This is a genomic window from Terracoccus luteus (assembly GCF_003635045.1).
Lineage (GTDB): Bacteria > Actinomycetota > Actinomycetes > Actinomycetales > Dermatophilaceae > Terracoccus > Terracoccus luteus.
Map to the genome: position 1 here is coordinate 3,547,785 of NZ_RBXT01000001.1, position 16,719 is coordinate 3,564,503.

Annotated in this window: 15 protein-coding genes; 3 read left to right on the plus strand and 12 right to left on the minus strand. The window is 72.8% G+C overall.

The features are described 5' to 3' along the window. Positions 1–123 precede the first annotated feature (123 nt). The 4 genes from DFJ68_RS16000 to DFJ68_RS16015 all read right to left on the minus strand — a co-directional run bounded on the left by DFJ68_RS16000 (position 124) and on the right by DFJ68_RS16015 (position 4,115). Positions 124–960 carry an anti-sigma factor gene (locus tag DFJ68_RS16000; RefSeq protein WP_245963701.1) on the minus strand — a complete coding sequence of 279 codons (837 nt, stop codon included), beginning with the start codon at positions 958–960 and terminating at the stop codon, positions 124–126. Positions 961–968: 8 nt separating this feature from the next. Further along, positions 969–1,571 (minus strand): ECF RNA polymerase sigma factor SigK, encoded by a 603-nt coding sequence (sigK, locus tag DFJ68_RS16005; protein WP_170165796.1) that lies wholly within the window; start codon positions 1,569–1,571, stop codon positions 969–971. Between the two features lie 88 nt (positions 1,572–1,659). Continuing rightward, the gene (locus tag DFJ68_RS16010) at positions 1,660–2,340 is read right to left on the minus strand and encodes a fasciclin domain-containing protein (RefSeq protein WP_211333396.1); all 681 of its coding nucleotides are present in this window, start codon (positions 2,338–2,340) and stop codon (positions 1,660–1,662) included. 245 nt (positions 2,341–2,585) lie between these two features. Then, complete coding sequence (locus DFJ68_RS16015) at positions 2,586–4,115, minus strand: molybdopterin-dependent oxidoreductase (protein ID WP_121034587.1); 1,530 nt, start codon at positions 4,113–4,115, stop codon at positions 2,586–2,588. 289 nt (positions 4,116–4,404) lie between these two features. On the opposite strand from DFJ68_RS16015, the gene DFJ68_RS16020 reads away from it, so the two are divergent. Continuing rightward, positions 4,405–5,772: a chondroitinase-B domain-containing protein gene (locus DFJ68_RS16020; RefSeq protein ID WP_211333397.1), complete on the plus strand. Its 1,368-nt coding sequence runs from the start codon at positions 4,405–4,407 to the stop codon at positions 5,770–5,772. Positions 5,773–5,785: 13 nt separating this feature from the next. On the opposite strand, the gene DFJ68_RS16025 is transcribed toward DFJ68_RS16020, so the two are convergent. From DFJ68_RS16025 to DFJ68_RS16035, 3 genes are all read right to left on the minus strand, one after another. Next, positions 5,786–6,235 carry an SRPBCC family protein gene (locus DFJ68_RS16025; protein ID WP_121034589.1) on the minus strand — a complete coding sequence of 150 codons (450 nt, stop codon included), beginning with the start codon at positions 6,233–6,235 and terminating at the stop codon, positions 5,786–5,788. Positions 6,236–6,292: 57 nt separating this feature from the next. Then, complete coding sequence (locus DFJ68_RS18355; protein WP_245963702.1) at positions 6,293–8,419, minus strand: HNH endonuclease; 2,127 nt, start codon at positions 8,417–8,419, stop codon at positions 6,293–6,295. A gap of 324 nt (positions 8,420–8,743) precedes the next feature. Further along, positions 8,744–9,517, minus strand: a complete 774-nt coding sequence (locus DFJ68_RS16035) for a TetR/AcrR family transcriptional regulator (RefSeq protein ID WP_121035455.1) — start codon at positions 9,515–9,517, stop codon at positions 8,744–8,746. Positions 9,518–9,631: 114 nt separating this feature from the next. On the opposite strand from DFJ68_RS16035, the gene DFJ68_RS16040 reads away from it, so the two are divergent. Further along, a complete protein-coding gene (locus DFJ68_RS16040) occupies positions 9,632–10,531 on the plus strand; it encodes an NAD(P)H-binding protein (protein WP_121034591.1) in 900 nt (299 codons plus the stop codon). 20 nt (positions 10,532–10,551) lie between these two features. Here the strand turns inward: DFJ68_RS16040 and DFJ68_RS16045 are convergent, their stop codons facing one another. From DFJ68_RS16045 to DFJ68_RS16065, 5 genes are read right to left on the minus strand one after another with little or no spacing between them, the layout of a single operon-like run. Further along, a complete protein-coding gene (locus tag DFJ68_RS16045; protein WP_338067428.1) occupies positions 10,552–11,277 on the minus strand; it encodes a nucleoside/nucleotide kinase family protein in 726 nt (241 codons plus the stop codon). A gap of 10 nt (positions 11,278–11,287) precedes the next feature. Next, entirely contained in the window at positions 11,288–12,298 is a 1,011-nt protein-coding gene (locus DFJ68_RS16050; RefSeq protein WP_211333398.1) for a sugar phosphate isomerase/epimerase family protein, read from the minus strand. Between the two features lie 3 nt (positions 12,299–12,301). After that, positions 12,302–13,117, minus strand: coding sequence for an ATP-binding cassette domain-containing protein (locus tag DFJ68_RS16055; protein ID WP_121034593.1), 816 nt, complete (start codon positions 13,115–13,117; stop codon positions 12,302–12,304). Then, positions 13,114–14,178 carry an ABC transporter permease gene (locus DFJ68_RS16060; RefSeq protein ID WP_211333399.1) on the minus strand — a complete coding sequence of 355 codons (1,065 nt, stop codon included), beginning with the start codon at positions 14,176–14,178 and terminating at the stop codon, positions 13,114–13,116. The genes DFJ68_RS16055 and DFJ68_RS16060 overlap by 4 nt, the downstream gene beginning before the upstream one ends. Positions 14,179–14,186: 8 nt before the next feature. After that, on the minus strand, positions 14,187–15,257 hold the full coding sequence (locus tag DFJ68_RS16065) for a substrate-binding domain-containing protein (RefSeq protein ID WP_121034594.1): 1,071 nt from the start codon (positions 15,255–15,257) through the stop codon (positions 14,187–14,189). A 138-nt stretch (positions 15,258–15,395) separates the two neighbouring features. Between DFJ68_RS16065 and DFJ68_RS16070 the strand changes: the two genes are divergently transcribed. Next, complete coding sequence (locus DFJ68_RS16070) at positions 15,396–16,694, plus strand: ROK family transcriptional regulator (RefSeq protein ID WP_121034595.1); 1,299 nt, start codon at positions 15,396–15,398, stop codon at positions 16,692–16,694. Positions 16,695–16,719: the final 25 nt, after the last annotated feature.

The window sequence follows — 16,719 nt, forward strand, 5'->3', positions numbered from 1 at the left end:
CAACGCAACGACTGCGCTCTTGGCTGCACCCGTCGAGAGGCCACTTTCCGACGCGCCGGAGAACGTCGAGAGGCCACGTCCCGACGCTTTCGCGTGACGGGACGTGGCCTCTCGACGGGTGGGTCAGAAGCTGTAGAGCGCGAGCGGGGTCGTCGTCGGCTGGGTCGAGCCGCCCGACGGCTCGACGGTGATGCCGGCCCCCGTCGCGGTGTTCGCGTCGCCCTCGAGCACGACGGTCTGGTTGCCCGCCCCCGGGACGAGCCCGGCCGACGTGAACGCGGAGCCCTTGGCCAGCCACAGCTGGTAGGTGCGGTCGGACGGCACCGCCGGCAGGTCGCTCGCGACGAGCACAGCCTTGCCGACCGACGCGGAACGCACGATCGTCGCCGTGCCGCCACCGGGCAGGGTCTTCTCGACCCGGGTCGCGTCGGAGGCGTCGAGCACCTGGCTGGCCACGCTCGGCGAGCCCTGCTGGCCGCCACCGTCGATGGAGCGCCAGACGCCGAAGGCGCCGAGCGCCAGCACCGCGGCCGTCCCGGCGGCCACGAGCCCGCGCCAGCGGCTCGCCCGGGGCGCCGTGTGGCGACCGGGCCGGTCGATCGAGGTGACCGTCGCCCCGTTCTCGTCGGTCGTGTCGGATGCCGTGTCGCCGGCCTGTGCGGCCGGGGCCTCGTCGGCCACGTCGGGCACGTCGGCCTCGTGACCGGGCCGACCGGCATCCGGGCCGGTCTCCTGCGCGGGCAGCGGCGGCAGCTGAGCCACCGAGCCGAGTCGGCCGAGGACGCCCGCCCGCAGGCTGGCCGGCGGCGTCATCTCGGTCGTGAAGAGATCGGCCGCGACGAGCGCGAGGCTGTCGACCTCGGCGCGGCAGTCCGCGCACGTGGCCAGGTGTCGCTCGAACCGGACTCGTTCGAGCTCGTCGAGCGCGTCGACGGCGTAGGCGCCCGAAAGCGCGTGCATCTCGCCGTTCACGATGTCACCCCCATGGTGTCTCTGAGTCTGATGAGGCCGTCGCGTATTCGCGTCTTGGCCGTTCCGAGGGGAATGCCGAGCATGCTCGCCACCTCGGTGTGCGTGTAGCCGGCGATGTACGCCAGCTCGAGAGCACGTCGTTGGGCCTCCGTGAGGGTGTCGAGGGCCTGGTGGACGTGCTCTGCGTCCAGCTTCTGCACCGCCGCCTCGGCGGTGCTGTCGTGCGCGACGTCGAGGTTCGTGACGCCGTACACCTCGTCACGACCGCGCGCCGACTCGGCCGACCGGACCCGGTCGACCGCCTTCCGGTGCGCGATGGTGAGGATCCACGCGAGCGGGCTGCCCTTCGCAGGGTCGAACCGTGCCGCGTGGCGCCAGATGTCGAGGAAGACCTCCTGCGAGACCTCCTCGGACTGCGCCGGGTCACGCACGACACGCCGGACCAGGCCGTACACCCGGGACGACACGAGGTCGTACAGGCGGGCGAAGGACTGCTCGTCACCCCCGGCCGACTCCGTGAGGAGCCGGCCGAGGGCGGCGGGGCCCCCCGGCTCGTCGGGCGTCAGGTCGCCCGACGAGGCCACCGAGAAGTTGGACATGAGGTCCATTGTGGTGGGTCGGAGAGGCATTGGTCCGCAGCTGTCGTGTGGTCGCCGGTCTGGCGGGTCGGGCGGGTGGCCCGAACCGTCAGGGAAGCAGGACCCCGTCGATGATGTAGACGGTGGCGTTGGCGGTCTGGACGTTGCCGCAGATGACGTTGGCCTTGTCCTTGCCGACGGTGAACTTCTCGCCCGAGCCCGCGACCGTGATCTCGGTGCCGGCGAGCGTCTTGTGCGTGCCGGCGAGGTCGGCCGGGGTCAGCTTGCCCGCGACGACGTGGTTGGTCAGGACCTTGGTCAGGGTGGCCTTGTCGTCGAGGACCTTCTGGAGGTCGGCGGACGGGATCTTGGCGAAGGCCGAGTCGACCGGCGCGAAGACGGTGATGTCCTTGGCCGAGTTGAGCGTGTCGACGAGGCCGGCGGTCTTGACGGCGCTCACGAGCGTCTTGAGCAGCGGGTTGTTGCTCGCGGCGGTGGCGACCGGGTCGGTGGCCATGCCCGAGAACGAGCCGGAGCCGCTGGCCGGGACCTGGGCGCAGCCCTCGCCGAAGACGGCGGTGGAGGCGTCCATGGACTCCGAGCCCATCGAAGACGAGCTCATCGAGTCGCTGGGGGTGGGCTCCGAAGAGCTCATCATCGGGCTCGAGCTGCTCATGGCGCCGCCGGCCGCGGGGGTCGAGCTCGTGGTCGAGTCGCTGCCACAGGCGGCGAGGCTGAGCGGCAGGGCGATCGCCAGGGCGACGAGGCCGGTGCGGGTCTTGTTCATCATGCTGGACTCCTTCGATGTCCGACCCGAGTGGGCCGGTGGGAACTGGGGATGGTGCTGCGATGCGGTTCGCTTGGGCGACAACGCTTTCGGCGTCGGATGCCGTCGTGGCCGCTGGTGGGCCGCGCGTCGCGCTGTCATCTGGTGTTCGTCGCCCCCTGCCCCCCGGATTGGGGGTCGTACGGGGGAAATGCGAGGTTCCCGCCACCGGCAGGGGCCGGTGACGGGAACGACGGGGCAGGAGGGGGTCACGCGACCGTGACGACGACCTCCTGGATGCCGCTCGCGCCGGAGGGGAAGGGAGTGGCCCGCTCGTTCGACTGCACCTGGCCCTCGCGGTCGACGGCGCGCACGGCGATGCGGTGCAGTCCCGGCTTCGCGTCCCAGGGCAGGTACCACTGGCGCCAGTAGTCGATGTTGACGTCCGGGCCGAGGCGGGTCTGCTGCCAGTCGCCGCCGTCGATCTGCACCTCGACCTTGCCGACCCCGCGATGCTGCGCCCAGGCGACGCCGCCGATGGCGGTGCGGCCGGCCTTGATGGTCGACAGCGGCGCCGGGGTGTCGATGCGGGCGCTCGTCTTGATCGGGGCGTCGGTCACCCACTGCCGCTGGGTCCAGTAGGCCTGGTCCTGCGCGTAGGTCGTCAGCGTCAGCTTCGTCAGCCATTTCGTCGCGCCGACGAACCCGTAGAGGCCGGGCGTGATGAGCCGGGCCGGGAAGCCGTGGACGTCGGTGAGCGATTTTCCGTTCATGCCGATCGCGATCATGGCGTCACGGCCGTCCTGCACCACCGAGAGCGGGGTGCTGATCGTGAAGCCGTCGACCGCGGTGCTGAGCACTTGGTCGGGCCGGCCCCTCAAACCAGCCCGACCAAGCACATCCGTGAGTCGGACACCGAGCCAGCGCGCGGCTCCGACGTAGCCCCCACCGACCTCGTTCGAGACGCACGTCATGGTGATGTCGCGCTCGATGAGGGGCATCGCCGACAGCTCGGCGAAGGTGAGGGTGAAGGGGTTCTCGACCATGCCGTCGACCTCGAGGGTCCACGTGTCGACGTCGACCTGGGGGACGGTGAGGTTGGTGTCCACCCGGTAGAAGTCGGCGGTCGGGGTCTGCAGCGGGGAGATGCCGGGGACCGTGCGGTCGAGCCCGGTGGGCAGCGCCTCCGCGGGGCTGGCGGGGCGCGGCAGCACGAGGCTGCGCACGCGCTGGGCGCCGATGCGCACCTGGCCCGCCGTGGCGACGAGGCCTGCCGCGACGGCCACTCCCACGGAGGCGAGCACGAAGCCGCGACGGCTCGGCCCGGCATCCGGTCGGCCCGTGCTCTGCACGGTGTCGGCGACGGGACGCGAGGCGGCCAGGGCGCGCCACCGCAGCCCCAGCAGGGTGGCGACGCCGACGACGAGGGTCGCGACGGCGGGCAGCAGGTCGACGGGCCGGAAGGCCGGGCGCGTGGCGGCGGCGAGGCCGGCCAGCACGACGAGGGCCGAGATGAGCGCCACGCCCACCCAGCGCCGGGTCCGCGACAGGATGCCGGCCACGGCGGCGAGCGCGAGGGTGACGACGACGACCGACCCCTGCAGGACGAGCTTGTCGTTCGTGCCGAAGTGGGCGATCGCCCACTCCTTGAGCGGTGTCGGCGTCAGGTCGATGACGGTGGAGCCGATGGCGAGCACCGGCGAGGCGGACGGGGCCGCGAAGGCGGCGACGAGATGGCCGACGGCGATCCCGGCCACGGCGGCGAGGACGCCGGTCAGGGCGAGACGTAGTCGGGTCATGAGCGTCCATTCGGTGCGGGCCGCCGTCGGGATTGTCGGGAGGGGGCGGTGAGGGTTCGTCGAGGGGTTGCACAACCTCTGTCCGTTTTGCACTATATGGGGGTATCCACGTTGTGGTGGACGATCCACCCGCGGGATATCCGCCCCACCGCCCGACCCACCCCTGCCCCCGGTTCCTCGCTCCGGCCGGGGCCGGCCCGGACCCTTCACGCCCTCCCGCCCGCCCGGGTCGAAGGGCCGTCCGCGCCTGCCCATCCGGTCGATGCGTCGCGCCACCGATCGGAGAGCCATGCGCACCACCCCGTCCCCGCGGTCGTCCACCCAGCGGCGTCCGCTCAGCCCCTCTGTCGCGGCCCTGGCCGCCCTCACCGCCGCCTCGGTGGTGAGCGCGACGGTGTCCGCCCCGGCTGCCGCTGCGGCCGCCTCTGTCACGGTGAAGACGACGCCGCGACCGGCGAAGGGCGCGCCCGGCCCGGTGAAGGGCGGCGTCGTCGACGTCAGTACGTCGACTCAGCTGCACGCTGCCGTGAAGTCGGCCAAGCCCGGCGACACGATCCGGCTCGCACCCGGCACCTACACCGGCCCGCTCGACATCAGGGCGTCCGGCACCGCCGAGGCGCCGATCACCCTGACCGGCGACGGCACCGGCGAGGTGCGGCTGACCGCCGACCTGCGGATGCCGGCGTGCAACGCCACCGCGCCCGACCCCGACCGCACCATCCGCTTCACCAAGGGGGCGAGCCACTGGACCATCACCGGACTGTCGATCCGTGGTGGCGTCATGATCATGGGGGGCAACGCCGGCAACGTGCGGGACTGGCTCAACCGCAACGCCGAGAACTGGCAGGCCCGCCGCGCGGTGCCCGGCCGCGCGAGCTACGAGCCGACCTCGACCGCCGCTGCGCTCGAGCACCTGCAGGGTCAGGTGCGGGTGCCGCTGCGGCCGTCGGTCGGCATCCGCATCGTCGGCAACGACCTGACCCTCAAGGGGATCCACTCGGCGATGAACGACTTCGGGCTCATCTCGGGCAACGAGATCCACGACATCGCCTGCGGCACCGGACCGGGCGTCTGGCTCGGCACCTTCAGCGACGGCTGGCGCATCAGCGACAACGACGTGCACGACATCGCCCCGTCGACGTGGAAGCACTACATGCAGGAGGGCATCCGCGTCGGTGGGTCGTCGGCCTACAACACGGTGACCGGCAACGTCGTGCACGACCTCCCGGGTGACGGGCGGGCCTTCACGACGGACGAGGACGGGTCATGGAACACGATCTCGTTCAACACCGCCCGCGACGTCGCCATCGGCCTCAACGACCAGAAGGCCGGGTGGGGCAACCGGTGGGTGGGCAACCGCGTCGAGAACGCGCGGGCCGCCGCCATCAGCCTGCGGGCCATGGACTCCCGGCTGACGTGGCCCTCGATGAACAGCAGCACCCGCCTCGCGACGGTCGCCTGCAACACCGTCTCCGGGAGCGGTGTCGTCTTCCAGGCGGGGGCCACCATGAGCACGACGGTGTCGGGCAACACGATGAGCGGCGCGGTGCAGCTGGCCAAGCCGCTGCGGTCGTACTGGCCGTCGGTGGGCAACACGTGGAACGGCTCGACCGCCGCCCCGGGCACCCGCGTCGACGAGTCGGGCGGCGCCTGCTGACCGCCCGAGCGGCTCAACCCCGACGGAGCAGGCGCTTCAGCGTCGTGCCGTAGGCAGCACGTGCCACGACCGCGACGACCGGGTCCAGCAGGGCCGGCACGCCTGCCACGCGGATCTCCTGACGCCACAGCACGGTCGACCCCCCGGGGCGCGGTGAGACCTCGAGGTCGATGGTGCCGTGCACGAGGCGCCCCTCCTTGTGCAGCCGAGCCGACCCCCGGCCGTCGTCCGAGCGGTCGGGGTGGGTGAGGGCGTCCACGACCATGACGTCGTCGAAGCCGACCGGGCCGACGGCAGTGCGGGCGGTGAACCGCGAGCCCACCTCGAGCTCGGCGGCTCGCAGGTGCTCGCCGCTCAGCGTGGTGAGGGGGATGACCTCCGAGTGCGCGCGCAGGTCGAGCACGCGGTCGAAGGCGACCGTCGGCGACACCGGCGGGGTGAGGTGGATCGTGAAGCGGGCCATGAGGACAGTCTGGCTCCACCCCACGTCACGGTGGGTCGCCGGTCGCCCGGACGGTGCTCAGGCCCCCGGGGTGGGCGTCGCCGATGCCTCGTCGATGAGCTGCTGGAGCCATCGCTCGACGGCGCTGTCGCTCGTGATCGTGGGCCGCTGCGTGGGGTCGACGGGCAGCGGCCACAGGAGGGTCGGGAACGGGTGCCCCGAGTCGTGGGGTCGCTGGGGCGCCGATGGTTGAGGTGATGGAGCGCCGGGCAGCAGGACCGGGGCCACGGACTCATAGCTGTGCCCGGTGCCGGTCGTGACCCGCACGGTGTGACCGTTCCCGCCGTCGTTCACACTGCGGCGGTTGCGAGGCAAGGTGGTGCTGGTGAGGTCGGGGTGCTCCTTGGTCAGGTTGCACGCCACGCACAGGCCCTGCCCGTTGGCCGCCGAGGTGGGGCCGCCGTCGGCGTGGGGGGTGACGTGGTCGACGTGCCTGGCGGGCGCGTCGCACCACGGCGTCCGGCACGTCGCGGCGTCGCGGGTCAGGACGAACCGGCGCAGCCCGTCGCTGAAGAGCCGTCGTCGGGAGTCCATGGCCACGAGCTCACCGGTGTCGGGCCGGACGAACAGGCGCCGGATCCAGACCCGCCCAGCGCGGGACAGACCACCCCCACGATCCGAGACCTGCCCGCCGCCGGGATCTGCGAGGGGGTCGTCCGGGTCGTCTGGGTGGTGGGTGTCCGCGGGTCGGAGGTACTCGCGGGCCCAGCCGGCGGGGACGGTGCCGTAGCCGAGCAGCTGCGCGGGGGTGTCAGCTCCGTCACCGGTGTTGAAGAGGGCGTCGAGGCCCATGACGAGCTGCACCTCGACGTCCACCCCCGCCCGACCGGTCGGCTCCTGTGCCGGGGCCGTCGAGCCCCGGACGGGGTCAGACTCGCCGGCCGTGCGAGAGCCGTCAGTTGAGCCGGCCGAGCCAGCCGGCTCTGCGGCGGCGCCGTCGGCGGGAATCTCGTCGGTGGTGGTGGCGTCGGGTTCGCTGGCGGCACGGCCGGTGACGCGGTCGACGAGGGTGTCGGCCATGACCTGACCCTTGCCCCGCTCATCCCCGGCTGCCTTAGCCGACGCTGCCGCCCCGGTCAGCGCCGCGTACGCGGCGACGGCCTCCGCGGCCGGCAGCAGCGCGGTCAGGTACGCCATCGTGTCCGGGGCCGACTTCATCGTGACTTTTCGCTCGGACTCGGCCTTCCGGGCCCGCCGCAGCACACTCTCAGGGTCGAGGCGGTACGCGATCCCCCGGACTAGACGGCTCAGCTCCCGGTCGCCCAGCCCGCCGAGGCGCTCGCCGTACGTGTCGTGCAGCTCCTGGTCCAGCAGACGCCGGTGCTCCGGGGACAGGATGGCTGCCTCCTTGGTGATGCTCAGGGCCCGCCACTCGCTCAGCACCCCCGCCTCGAGCAGCGCCAGCGCGTGGGGCATGTCGTGCGACAGGGTGAGGGAGAACCGGATGCCTTCGGCGCCCTTGAACGGCGACAGGTGCCGGGCCAGCGCGACCTGTGCCGCGACCCCGCCCTTGGCGATGAGGTTGCGCCTCGACGACGAGGGCCGCCGCTCCGGCTCACCCGCACCAGCCGAGCCGGCCGAGCCATCAGACCCAGCCGCACCGAGGTCCGAGTCGTCGGACGCCGTCTTGCCGCGGGTGTCGGCGTGGGCACCGAACTCCAAGGCCGCCGCCCACGAGGCCAGGTCAGCCTTCTCGCGGGCGTCGAGCCAGCCGTCGAAGTCGTTCGCGTCCAGCGCCGCCTCCGACTGCGCCCGCCAGCCGATCGAGGCCTGCTCCTGCGAGGCCACGAACCCGGCCGTCACCCTCACCTGCGCCGCACCGACCGCGGCCTTGACCCGCTCCAACGCGGTCAGCACGTCGATGCGCTCCGCGTCGGACAGCAGCCGTGCGGGCGTGGACTCCCTCATCGGGGCCGGGGGCGTGGGTGGTGCCGTCGTGTCGCCGGTGCTCGTGTCGCCGGTGCTCGTGTCGCCGGTGCTCGCACCGTGCGAACCAAGGCCCACGTCGACATTGTTCGACTCAGGCCCGGTACCGGCCACCGCACTGCCGCCGCCGGCTGCTGGCTCGGTCTGCTCGACGCCCGCGAGCGCCACCAGCAGGGCGTCGAGCCCTCCTGGTGTCAGCAACGCATCGCTATCGAACATGTGTTCTATTCTAGCAGGTCTCCGCATCCCGGGGCAGTGTTCTCCACAGCCGAGTTCACGCGTGTGCCAGCCGACTCATGGCGAGACCGGGCATCCGAGAACGGTTGCAGCAGATGCAGGTGCACAGAAGCGGGACGGAGCGACACTCTGATCCGGGAGGCCTTGAGTCGGCGCTGTGTACGGGCCGAGCGAACCACCTCTGAGTTGTGACACGGCTCCACCGCTGTCGTCCTCGGTGATCGACGGGAAGGGCGACCAGGAGGGGTGTGTGACAGGGGGGGGCGCGAAGAAAGTGCGGCGCGACATCCGTCCGACCGCGGGCCGTCAGGCGGGGGTCACGCGTCCGAGCCACTCGACGAGCAGGGCGCGCTCGCCCGGGGTGAGCGCCTGAAGGTCGGCGGCAGCCGCACGCAGGGTGACGGCCGCCGTCGCCACCGGGTCGTCCACGTCGCCGGGCGTGCCGGCATCCTCATCGACGAGGCTGTCCACGGGGTTGTCGACGGGGTTGTCCACGAGGTCACGGGTGAGGATGCCGGTGAGGAGCGTCTCGAGCATCGCCTCGGCGAGTCCGGGGTCACGACGGTCGGCGGGCACCTCGAGCAGGGCCTGCACGACGCCGACTCCGGCGGCGTGAACGAGGTCGACGGCTCGAGACTCGGTCACCCGCAGGCGCCCGGCGAGCGCGACCCGGTGCACGCGTGCTGCGAGGACCCCCCGTCCGGTCGCGGTGGCCTGCGAGGAGTGGGCCCGGGTGGGGTCGCCGAGGAGGCGGAACACGTCGGGGTTGGCCAGCCCGAACTCGATCTGGCGTCTCCAGCCGGCGACGAGATCCGCCACGGGGTCGGTGTCGTCGGCCGCGGCGGCGGCGACGTCACCTCGCTTGCTCGCCACGTGCTCGGCCAGGACGTGCTCGGCGACGGCTTCGAGCAGGCCGTCCTTGTCGCCGAACAGTCGGTAGAGGGTCGGCGCCTGCACTCCGGCGAGCTCGGTGACGGCGCGGGTGGTGACGGCGGCGGACCCGTGTTCGCGCAGCAGGTCGGCCGCGACGGCCGTGATCGCGGCCCGGGCCTGTTCGCGGGCGTCGCTCGGCGGGTTCATCGGCACAGCGTAGGGGTAGCGCCGCTAACACCCCCTTGTCAGCGCCGGTTACCGGCACTACGGTCGAACTGGTAACAGCGTTAACAGGCCAGAGAGACCCCCCCAGGAGGAACCATGATCGTCGTCACCGGGTCGACCGGAGCGCTCGGCGGCGCCGTCGTCGACCGGCTGCTCGAGCACCTGCCGCCCGAGCAGGTCGTCGCGACGGCTCGCGACCCACGTCGGGCCGCGCACCTGTCCGGCCGCGGGGTGGTCGTACGGCACGCCGACTACGGCGACCCCGCGTCGCTGCGGACGGCCTTCGCCGGCGCCGAGCAGGTGCTGCTCGTCTCCTCGAACGACCCGACGGGCGACCCCGTCGAGCAGCACCGGGCGGCGATGGACGCCGCCCGTCAGGCCGGGGTGGGGCGGGTGCTCTACACGAGCCACCAGGGGGCCGCCCCCGACAGCCCCTTCGTGCCGGCCCGCACCCACCACGCGACCGAGCAGCTGCTCGAGACCTCGGGCCTGGCCTGGACGTCACTGCGCAACGGGTTCTACGCCCACACCCTGCCGGCCGTCGTCGGGCCGTGGACGACCACGGGCGTCATGACGGTGCCGGCCGACGGGCCCGTGTCGTGGACCTCCCGCGACGACCTCGCGGTCGGCGCCGCCGAGGTGCTGCTGTCGACCCGGCCGTACGACGGCGTCGTCACCCTCACCGCCGGTGCCGCACCCACCTTCACCGACGCGGCCGAGCAGGCCGCCGCCGTGGTGGGTCATCCGGTTCGCCTCGAGGTGGTCGACGAGGAGACATGGGTGGCCGCCCTCGTGGCGGCCGGCCAGCCCGAGATGCGGGCCCGCTTCACGCTGGGGATCTTCCGCGCCGCCGCGGGCGGCTTCTTCGCCGGCACCGACCCGCTGCTCGGCCGGCTGCTCGGGCACGAGCCGGCCACCGCCGCCGACGCCCTCACGGCGGCGACAGCGGCGGCGGCCGGGCCGAGGGCAGGGGCGACGGCGGCCGCCGGTCGCTGACCCGCGCGGGTCAGCGCGAGTCAGCGTGCGGGGCCGGCCGGGTCGAGCAGGCGCCACCCCTCGGGGCCGTTGTGCACGACGCGGTCGGCCCGGGCCAGGCTCGGGGCGACGAGGTCGGCGTTCGGCTGGTCGGAGGTCTCGACCCACGTCCGGGCGGCGTGGGGCTGCTTGCCGAACGTCACGTGCCGCGCCACGAGCCGCTCGTGTCGCAGGCCCTCGTCGACCGTGACGAACCAGACCTCGTCGAGCGCGGCCCGGGCCCGCGGCCACGACCCGCCCGGCAGCAGCAGATAGTTGCCCTCGGTGACGACGAGGCGGGTGGTCGGCGGCACGACCATCGCTGCCGCGAGGGGCTGCTCGAGCGTGCGGTCGAACCCCGGGGCGTAGACCCACCCGTCGCGCTCCTCGCGGATGCGGCGGAGCAGGTGGGCGTAGCCGTCGGCGTCGAAGGTGTCGGGAGCGCCCTTGCGGGACAGGGCGTGCAGCCGTTCGAGCTGGACGTCGGCGAGGTGGTAGCCGTCCATCGGGACGTGGGCCACGAAGCCCTCGCCGTGCTCGGCGGCGACCTGCGCGACGAGCGCCTCGGCGAGCGTCGTCTTGCCCGCCCCGGGTGCTCCGGCGATGCCGAGCAGGGCCCGGCCGCCCTCGGGCACGAGGGCGGCCGCCGCGGCGGCCAGCGCGGCCACACCTTCCGGCCCCCCGGCATCCACCGTCTGCGCCCCGCTCACCTCACGCACCTTGCTCACCGTCGTCACCTCAGCCGACGCGGGCGGGCTGCGCCGACCGCGCCGACCGCGCCGACCGCGCCGCCTCGAGCTGCTCGACGATGAAGGCGTGGGCGCTGCGGGCGAGGTCGCCGCCGTCGTCCCAGAGGTTGCGCCAGATGGCGAGGTCGTTCGACAGGCCGGGCGCCAGCACCGCCGAGGAGAACGACTCGAACGTGACCGGGCCGCGGTACGAGACGCGCTCGAGGGCGGCGAAGAACGACTCGAAGTCGAGGTGGCCCGAGCCGAGGTAGCCGCGGTGGTTCTCGCCGATGTGCACGTAGCCGAGGCGGTCGCCGAGGTCGAGCACGGGCTGCACGAAGTCGTCCTCCTCGATGTTCATGTGGTAGATGTCGAGGTGGACCATGACGTTGTCCGACCCGATGTCGTCGGCCAGGGCGAGGGCATCGCGGGCGGTGTTGACGACGTTGGTCTCGTACCGGTTGCAGACCTCGAGGCCGAGGGTGACGCCGCGCGCCGCGGCGTCGACCGCGAGCTCCTTGAGCACGCCGACGACGTTGTCGCGGCCCCGCCGGCTCAGCGGCTGCGCGGCCTTGCCGAAGGCGCTGTAGAGGGCGCCGGTCAGCACCGTGGCACCGATGTCGGCGGTCACCGCGAGCGACTCCTGCAGCAGTGCGGCGCCGCGCGCGACGACGGCGGGGTCCTCGCTCGAGACGTCGGCGTCGGGGGCCAGGCCACGCGAGCACGCGGCGCCGAGGCCGGCCCGCGTCAGCGCCTCACGGGTGGCGGCGCGATCGAGGTTGACGGCGTCGTGCAGCGAGAACTCGAGCAGGTCGTAGCCGGCGGCCGCTGTCTGCGTCACGGCGCTCTCGACCGAGGCGGGCGAGGTGTCGCCCACCCAGACGAGGGCGTGGATGCCGATGGGGTTCTCCGGGCGCGCGCCCTCGGTGCTCGAGGTGGCCGGGTCGGTCGCCAGGGTGGTCGTGAGAGGGTTCGTCATGGTGGGGTCCGTCGTCTCCGTCGTGTCGCTCGGGTGCGTCATGGGTCAGTCGTTCTCGGTGGTGTCGCCCGCCCGGGCGCCGGTGATGAGGGCGACGATCTCGTCGCCGTTCGTCTCGGCGGTGCGGCGGCCGGCGACGCAGCGCCCGGCCCGCATGACCCACACCGCGTCGCTCAGCTTCAGCACCTGGGCGAAGTTGTGGCTGATGAGCAGGATGGCGTGGCCCTCGTCGCGCAGCCGCTCGATGAGCTGCTCGACCCGGGCCGTCTCCTGCACGCCGAGGGCCGCGGTGGGCTCGTCCATGATGATGAGCTTCGAGGTGAATCCCGCTGCGCGACAGATGGACACGGCCTGGCGCTGGCCGCCGCTGAGGCGACGCACGCGGGAGGTGACGGCGGGCACGTTGACGGCGAGCGAGGCGACCATGGAGGAGGCCTCCTTGCGCATCGCCTTGCGGTCGAGCACCTGGAAGGGGCCGAAACCGCGGGTCAGCTCGCGGTTGAGGAAGAGGTTCTGCCAGACGGTGAGGTCCTCGACGAGCGCGAGGTTCTGGTGCACCGTCTCGATGCCGGCCTCGCGGGCGTCCTCCGGCGAGCGGAACGACACCGGCCGGCCGTCGAAGGTGATCTCGCCCGAGTCGGGCCGGTGCACGCCGCTGATGCAGCGGATGAGGGTCGACTTGCCGGCGCCGTTGTCGCCGACGATCGCCGTGACCTCGCCGCGGCGGGCGTGCATGGCGACACCCTTGAGCGCACGCACCTGGCCGAAGCTGAGGGTCGCCCCCGTGACGGTGAGCAGCGCGTCGGCGGGCACGTCGTCGGCGAGGGCGCGACGGGCGGTGGTGTCGGGTGCCTGGGTCATTTCTGGAACCTCGTGAGGAAGGCCGCGAGGACGACGACGACGCCCACCGACAGCGGTTGGTAGAACTGCGAGACCCCGAGCAGGGTCAGGCCGTTGACGAGTGCGGTGAGCAGCAGCGCGCCGATGACGGGGCCGATGATCGTGGCGCGACCGCCGAAGAGGCTGACCCCGCCGAGCACGACCGCGGCCACCGAGTTGAGCAGGAACGAGGTGTTGGCCGCCGGCTCAGCGGCCCCGACGCGGGCCACGAGCAGGATCGAGGCGAGACCCGCGAGCAGGCCGGAGATGACGTAGACCGCGGTCTTGATGCGGGCCGTGCGCACGCCGGTGGCGTTGGCCGCCTCGCTGTTGCCGCCGGTCGCGAGCACGTACGTGCCGAACCGGGTGTGGAAGAGCACGACGTGGGCGACGACCGCGACGACGGCGGCGATGATCACGGAGTAGCCGAAGATCCCGACCGTGCCGGTCGACAGCTTGAGCAGCGGGGCGCTGATGACCGTCTGGGGCTTGCCGTCGGCGATGACGAGGGCGAGGCCCGACGCGGCCGACAGGGTGCCGAGCGTGACGATGAAGTCGGTGATGCGGCCGCGGGCGACGAGCAGCCCGTTGACGAGACCGACGAGGGCGCCGGCGACCACCGCGAGCAGCATCGACGCGACGAGTCCCCAGCCCGCCGTGAAGGCGGTGCCGAAGGCGACGGCAGCGAGCGTCATCGTCGAGGCGATCGACAGGTCGATGCCCGACGTCGCGACGACGAAGGTCTGGCCCACGGCGAGGATGATGAGGATCGCCGACGCGACGAGCATCGAGCGGATGTTGCCGCTGCTGAGGAACGTCGGGTTGAGGGCCTGGAAGACGACGACGAGCACGACCAGGGCGATGAGGGCGGCCCACTCGGCGAGGTTGCCGAGGCTGGCCGCCCCGCGCAGGCGTGAGGATGCCGACCGGTCGCCGCCCGCGGGACCCGTCGGGCCCGCGGTGGTGGCGCTCGTGGCGGTGGTGCCGGTGGCGGTGGCGCCGGTGCTCGAGGTGGCGGACGGGTCCGCGGGACGTGTGGTCACGGAGGGGCTCACTTCAGCAGGGCGGCGAAGGGGTCGTCGTAGCTCTCGCCGGGCTTGGGCGCCGCGGACAGCGCCTTGTCGACGTTCTCCTTGGTGACGACCTGGACGGGGGCCTTGACGTTCTCGGGCAGGGTCTTGCCGGCCATCGCGGCGCGGCAGGCCTCGAGGCCCATCGAGCCGATGACGAACGGGTACTGCGCGACGACGGCGTCGATGCCGCCGGACTTCACGGCCTCGAAGGCGTCCTTGTTGCCGTCGACGCTGATGACCTTGATCTGGCCGGTCTTGCCGGCGTTGGCGATGGCACGGGCGACGCCGAGTCCCATGTCGTCGTTGGCGGCGAAGAAGCCCTTGATGTCGGGCTTGGCGGCCATGATGTCGGTCGCCTTGGTCAGGGCGGTCTGGCGGTCCCAGTCGGCGGCGACCGTCTGCGCGACGGTGACGCCGGAGCCGAGGCCCTTCTGGAAGCCCTCGAGGCGGGCGCCACTCGTGGCGTCACCGGAGATGCCGCCGATGAGGGCGACCTCGCCGCCGCCCGGCAGCAGCGTCGACATCTGCTTGCCGGCCAGGGTGCCGGCCTCGACGTTGTCGGTGCCGATGTAGGTGCTGATCTTCGCACTCGCCGCCTGTGCCGCTGCCGCGTCGATCGGGCTGTCGATGTTGACGATCGGCACGTCCTTGGCCGACAGCTGCGCGATGCCCTGGACGAGGTTGGTGCCCGAGATGGGGTTGATGATGAAACAGCCGAAGTCCTGGCCGGCCAGCCCCGACAGCTTGTCGGCCTGGCCCGAGGTGTCGGTGATCGAGTTCGCGGCCTGGATGGTCACCTGGGTGCCGCCGGTGCTCGCGGCCTCCTTGATGCCGCTCTCCATGGCCTGGAAGAAGGGGTTGTCGAGGCCCTTGATGACGGCGCCGACCGGACCGGTCGAGCCCGAGGCGCCCGAAGCGGCGGAGGTGCCGCCGGCGGCGGGGGAGGAGCCGGACGTGTCGTCGCTGCCGCAGGCGGCCAGCGAGAGGGCGACGCCGGTGATGCCGAGCGCGGCGATGGCGCGACGTCCGGGGCGGGTGATGGATGCCATGGGGTGTCTCTCTCCGTTGAGGCCGGCAGGGCGCCGGACGACTTATGGCTAGTAGAAGACAGATATATGTCTACTGTCAAGCAGAAAAGCGGAACCCGGCTGCTATAAAGGGGTCCGGGGCCTCCGCCGGAGGCCTCCATGATCGAGACGCGAGGGGCCGACCGGGTCCGACGAGCGACGGACAGGGGTGAGCGCGAGGTGTCGTTGAACGCGTCCGCGCCCGCCTCGAGCGCGCTGCCGTGGGCGCCGGCCGCGGGTGAGACGGGGTCGGCCGGTCAGGTGCTCGCCCTCATCCGGGCGGCCGGAGCGCTCACCCGCGCCGACATCGCGGCCCGCACCGGGCTGGCCCGGCAGACGGTGGGCAACCGGCTCGACGCCCTGCAGGCCGCGGGCTACGTCACGCTCGCGTCGACGACGAGCACGGCGCGGGGCCGCCCCCCGGTCCAGTTCCGGTTCCGCCCCGACGGCGGGGTGCTGCTCGTCGCCGAGGCGGGTGCGACCGGCATCCGGGCCGCCGTCACCGACCTCGCCGGCGCGGTGCTGCACGACGTGCGCTCGGCCCTCGACGTCACCATCGGGCCGCGGCGGTGGCTCGCCGCCCTCGACGTCGTCTTCGACGACCTGCTCGGGCGGGCCGGCCGGGCGGCGACCGACGTGCGCGGCATCGGCCTGGCCCTGCCCGGGCCCATCGACTTCGAGCGGGCGGTCGTCGTCTCCCCCCCGATCATGACGGGGTGGGACGAGTACCCCATCCGTTCGTGGTTCGAAGGCCGCTACCCCTGCCCGGTGCTCGTCGAGAACGACGCCAACGCCATGGCGGTCGGGGAGTACCGCGCCTTCCACACCCACCGGTCGTCGGTGCTCATGCTCAAGCTCGCCACCGGCGTCGGCGCCGGCATCATCGCCGACGGTCGGCTCTACCGCGGGTTCGACGGGGCGGCCGGCGACATCGGCCACATCCAGATCACCCCGCCCGACGACGACGGCGACCCGCCGCTGTGCCGGTGCGGCAACCGCGGGTGCATCGAGGCGTACGCGGGCGGCTGGGCCATCATCCGCGACCTCAACGCCGGCGGTCGCGCCGTCGGGTCGGTGCGTGAGGTCGTCGGCCTCGTCAGCGCTGGCGACCCGCTCGCCACGGCGCTCTCCCGGCGGGCGGGGCGGCTGGTCGGGATCGCCCTGTCCGACGCCGTCAGCCTGCTCAACCCCGGTGTCGTCATCGTCGGCGGGGCCCTGTCGGCGGCGGCCAACGAGCTGTTCGCCGGCCTGCGCGAGTCGGTCTACGCGCGGTCGCTGCCGCTCGCCACGCGGCGCCTCGAGATCGTCGCCGCCCGGCTGGGCGACGGCGCCGGCGTATCCGGGCTCACGACGACCGTGACCGACCACGTCTTCGACCCGGCCAGGGTCGACGCGGCCCTCGCCCGGTCCGGCGGCTGACCGGGGTCGCGACCCCGGTCAGCCG

What these genes read in the sequence shown, in the direction of transcription:
- DFJ68_RS16000 (WP_245963701.1), bottom strand. Translation starts at nt 960, where the DNA reads ATGCACGCGCTTTCGGGCGCCTACGCCGTCGACGCGCTCGACGAGCTC.
- sigK (WP_170165796.1), bottom strand. Translation starts at nt 1,571, where the DNA reads ATGTCCAACTTCTCGGTGGCCTCGTCGGGCGACCTGACGCCCGACGAG.
- DFJ68_RS16010 (WP_211333396.1), bottom strand. Translation starts at nt 2,340, where the DNA reads ATGATGAACAAGACCCGCACCGGCCTCGTCGCCCTGGCGATCGCCCTG.
- DFJ68_RS16015 (WP_121034587.1), bottom strand. Translation starts at nt 4,115, where the DNA reads ATGACCCGACTACGTCTCGCCCTGACCGGCGTCCTCGCCGCCGTGGCC.
- DFJ68_RS16020 (WP_211333397.1), top strand. Translation starts at nt 4,405, where the DNA reads ATGCGCACCACCCCGTCCCCGCGGTCGTCCACCCAGCGGCGTCCGCTC.
- DFJ68_RS16025 (WP_121034589.1), bottom strand. Translation starts at nt 6,235, where the DNA reads ATGGCCCGCTTCACGATCCACCTCACCCCGCCGGTGTCGCCGACGGTC.
- DFJ68_RS18355 (WP_245963702.1), bottom strand. Translation starts at nt 8,419, where the DNA reads ATGTTCGATAGCGATGCGTTGCTGACACCAGGAGGGCTCGACGCCCTG.
- DFJ68_RS16035 (WP_121035455.1), bottom strand. Translation starts at nt 9,517, where the DNA reads ATGAACCCGCCGAGCGACGCCCGCGAACAGGCCCGGGCCGCGATCACG.
- DFJ68_RS16040 (WP_121034591.1), top strand. Translation starts at nt 9,632, where the DNA reads ATGATCGTCGTCACCGGGTCGACCGGAGCGCTCGGCGGCGCCGTCGTC.
- DFJ68_RS16050 (WP_211333398.1), bottom strand. Translation starts at nt 12,298, where the DNA reads ATGACGCACCCGAGCGACACGACGGAGACGACGGACCCCACCATGACG.
- DFJ68_RS16055 (WP_121034593.1), bottom strand. Translation starts at nt 13,117, where the DNA reads ATGACCCAGGCACCCGACACCACCGCCCGTCGCGCCCTCGCCGACGAC.
- DFJ68_RS16065 (WP_121034594.1), bottom strand. Translation starts at nt 15,257, where the DNA reads ATGGCATCCATCACCCGCCCCGGACGTCGCGCCATCGCCGCGCTCGGC.
- DFJ68_RS16070 (WP_121034595.1), top strand. Translation starts at nt 15,396, where the DNA reads ATGATCGAGACGCGAGGGGCCGACCGGGTCCGACGAGCGACGGACAGG.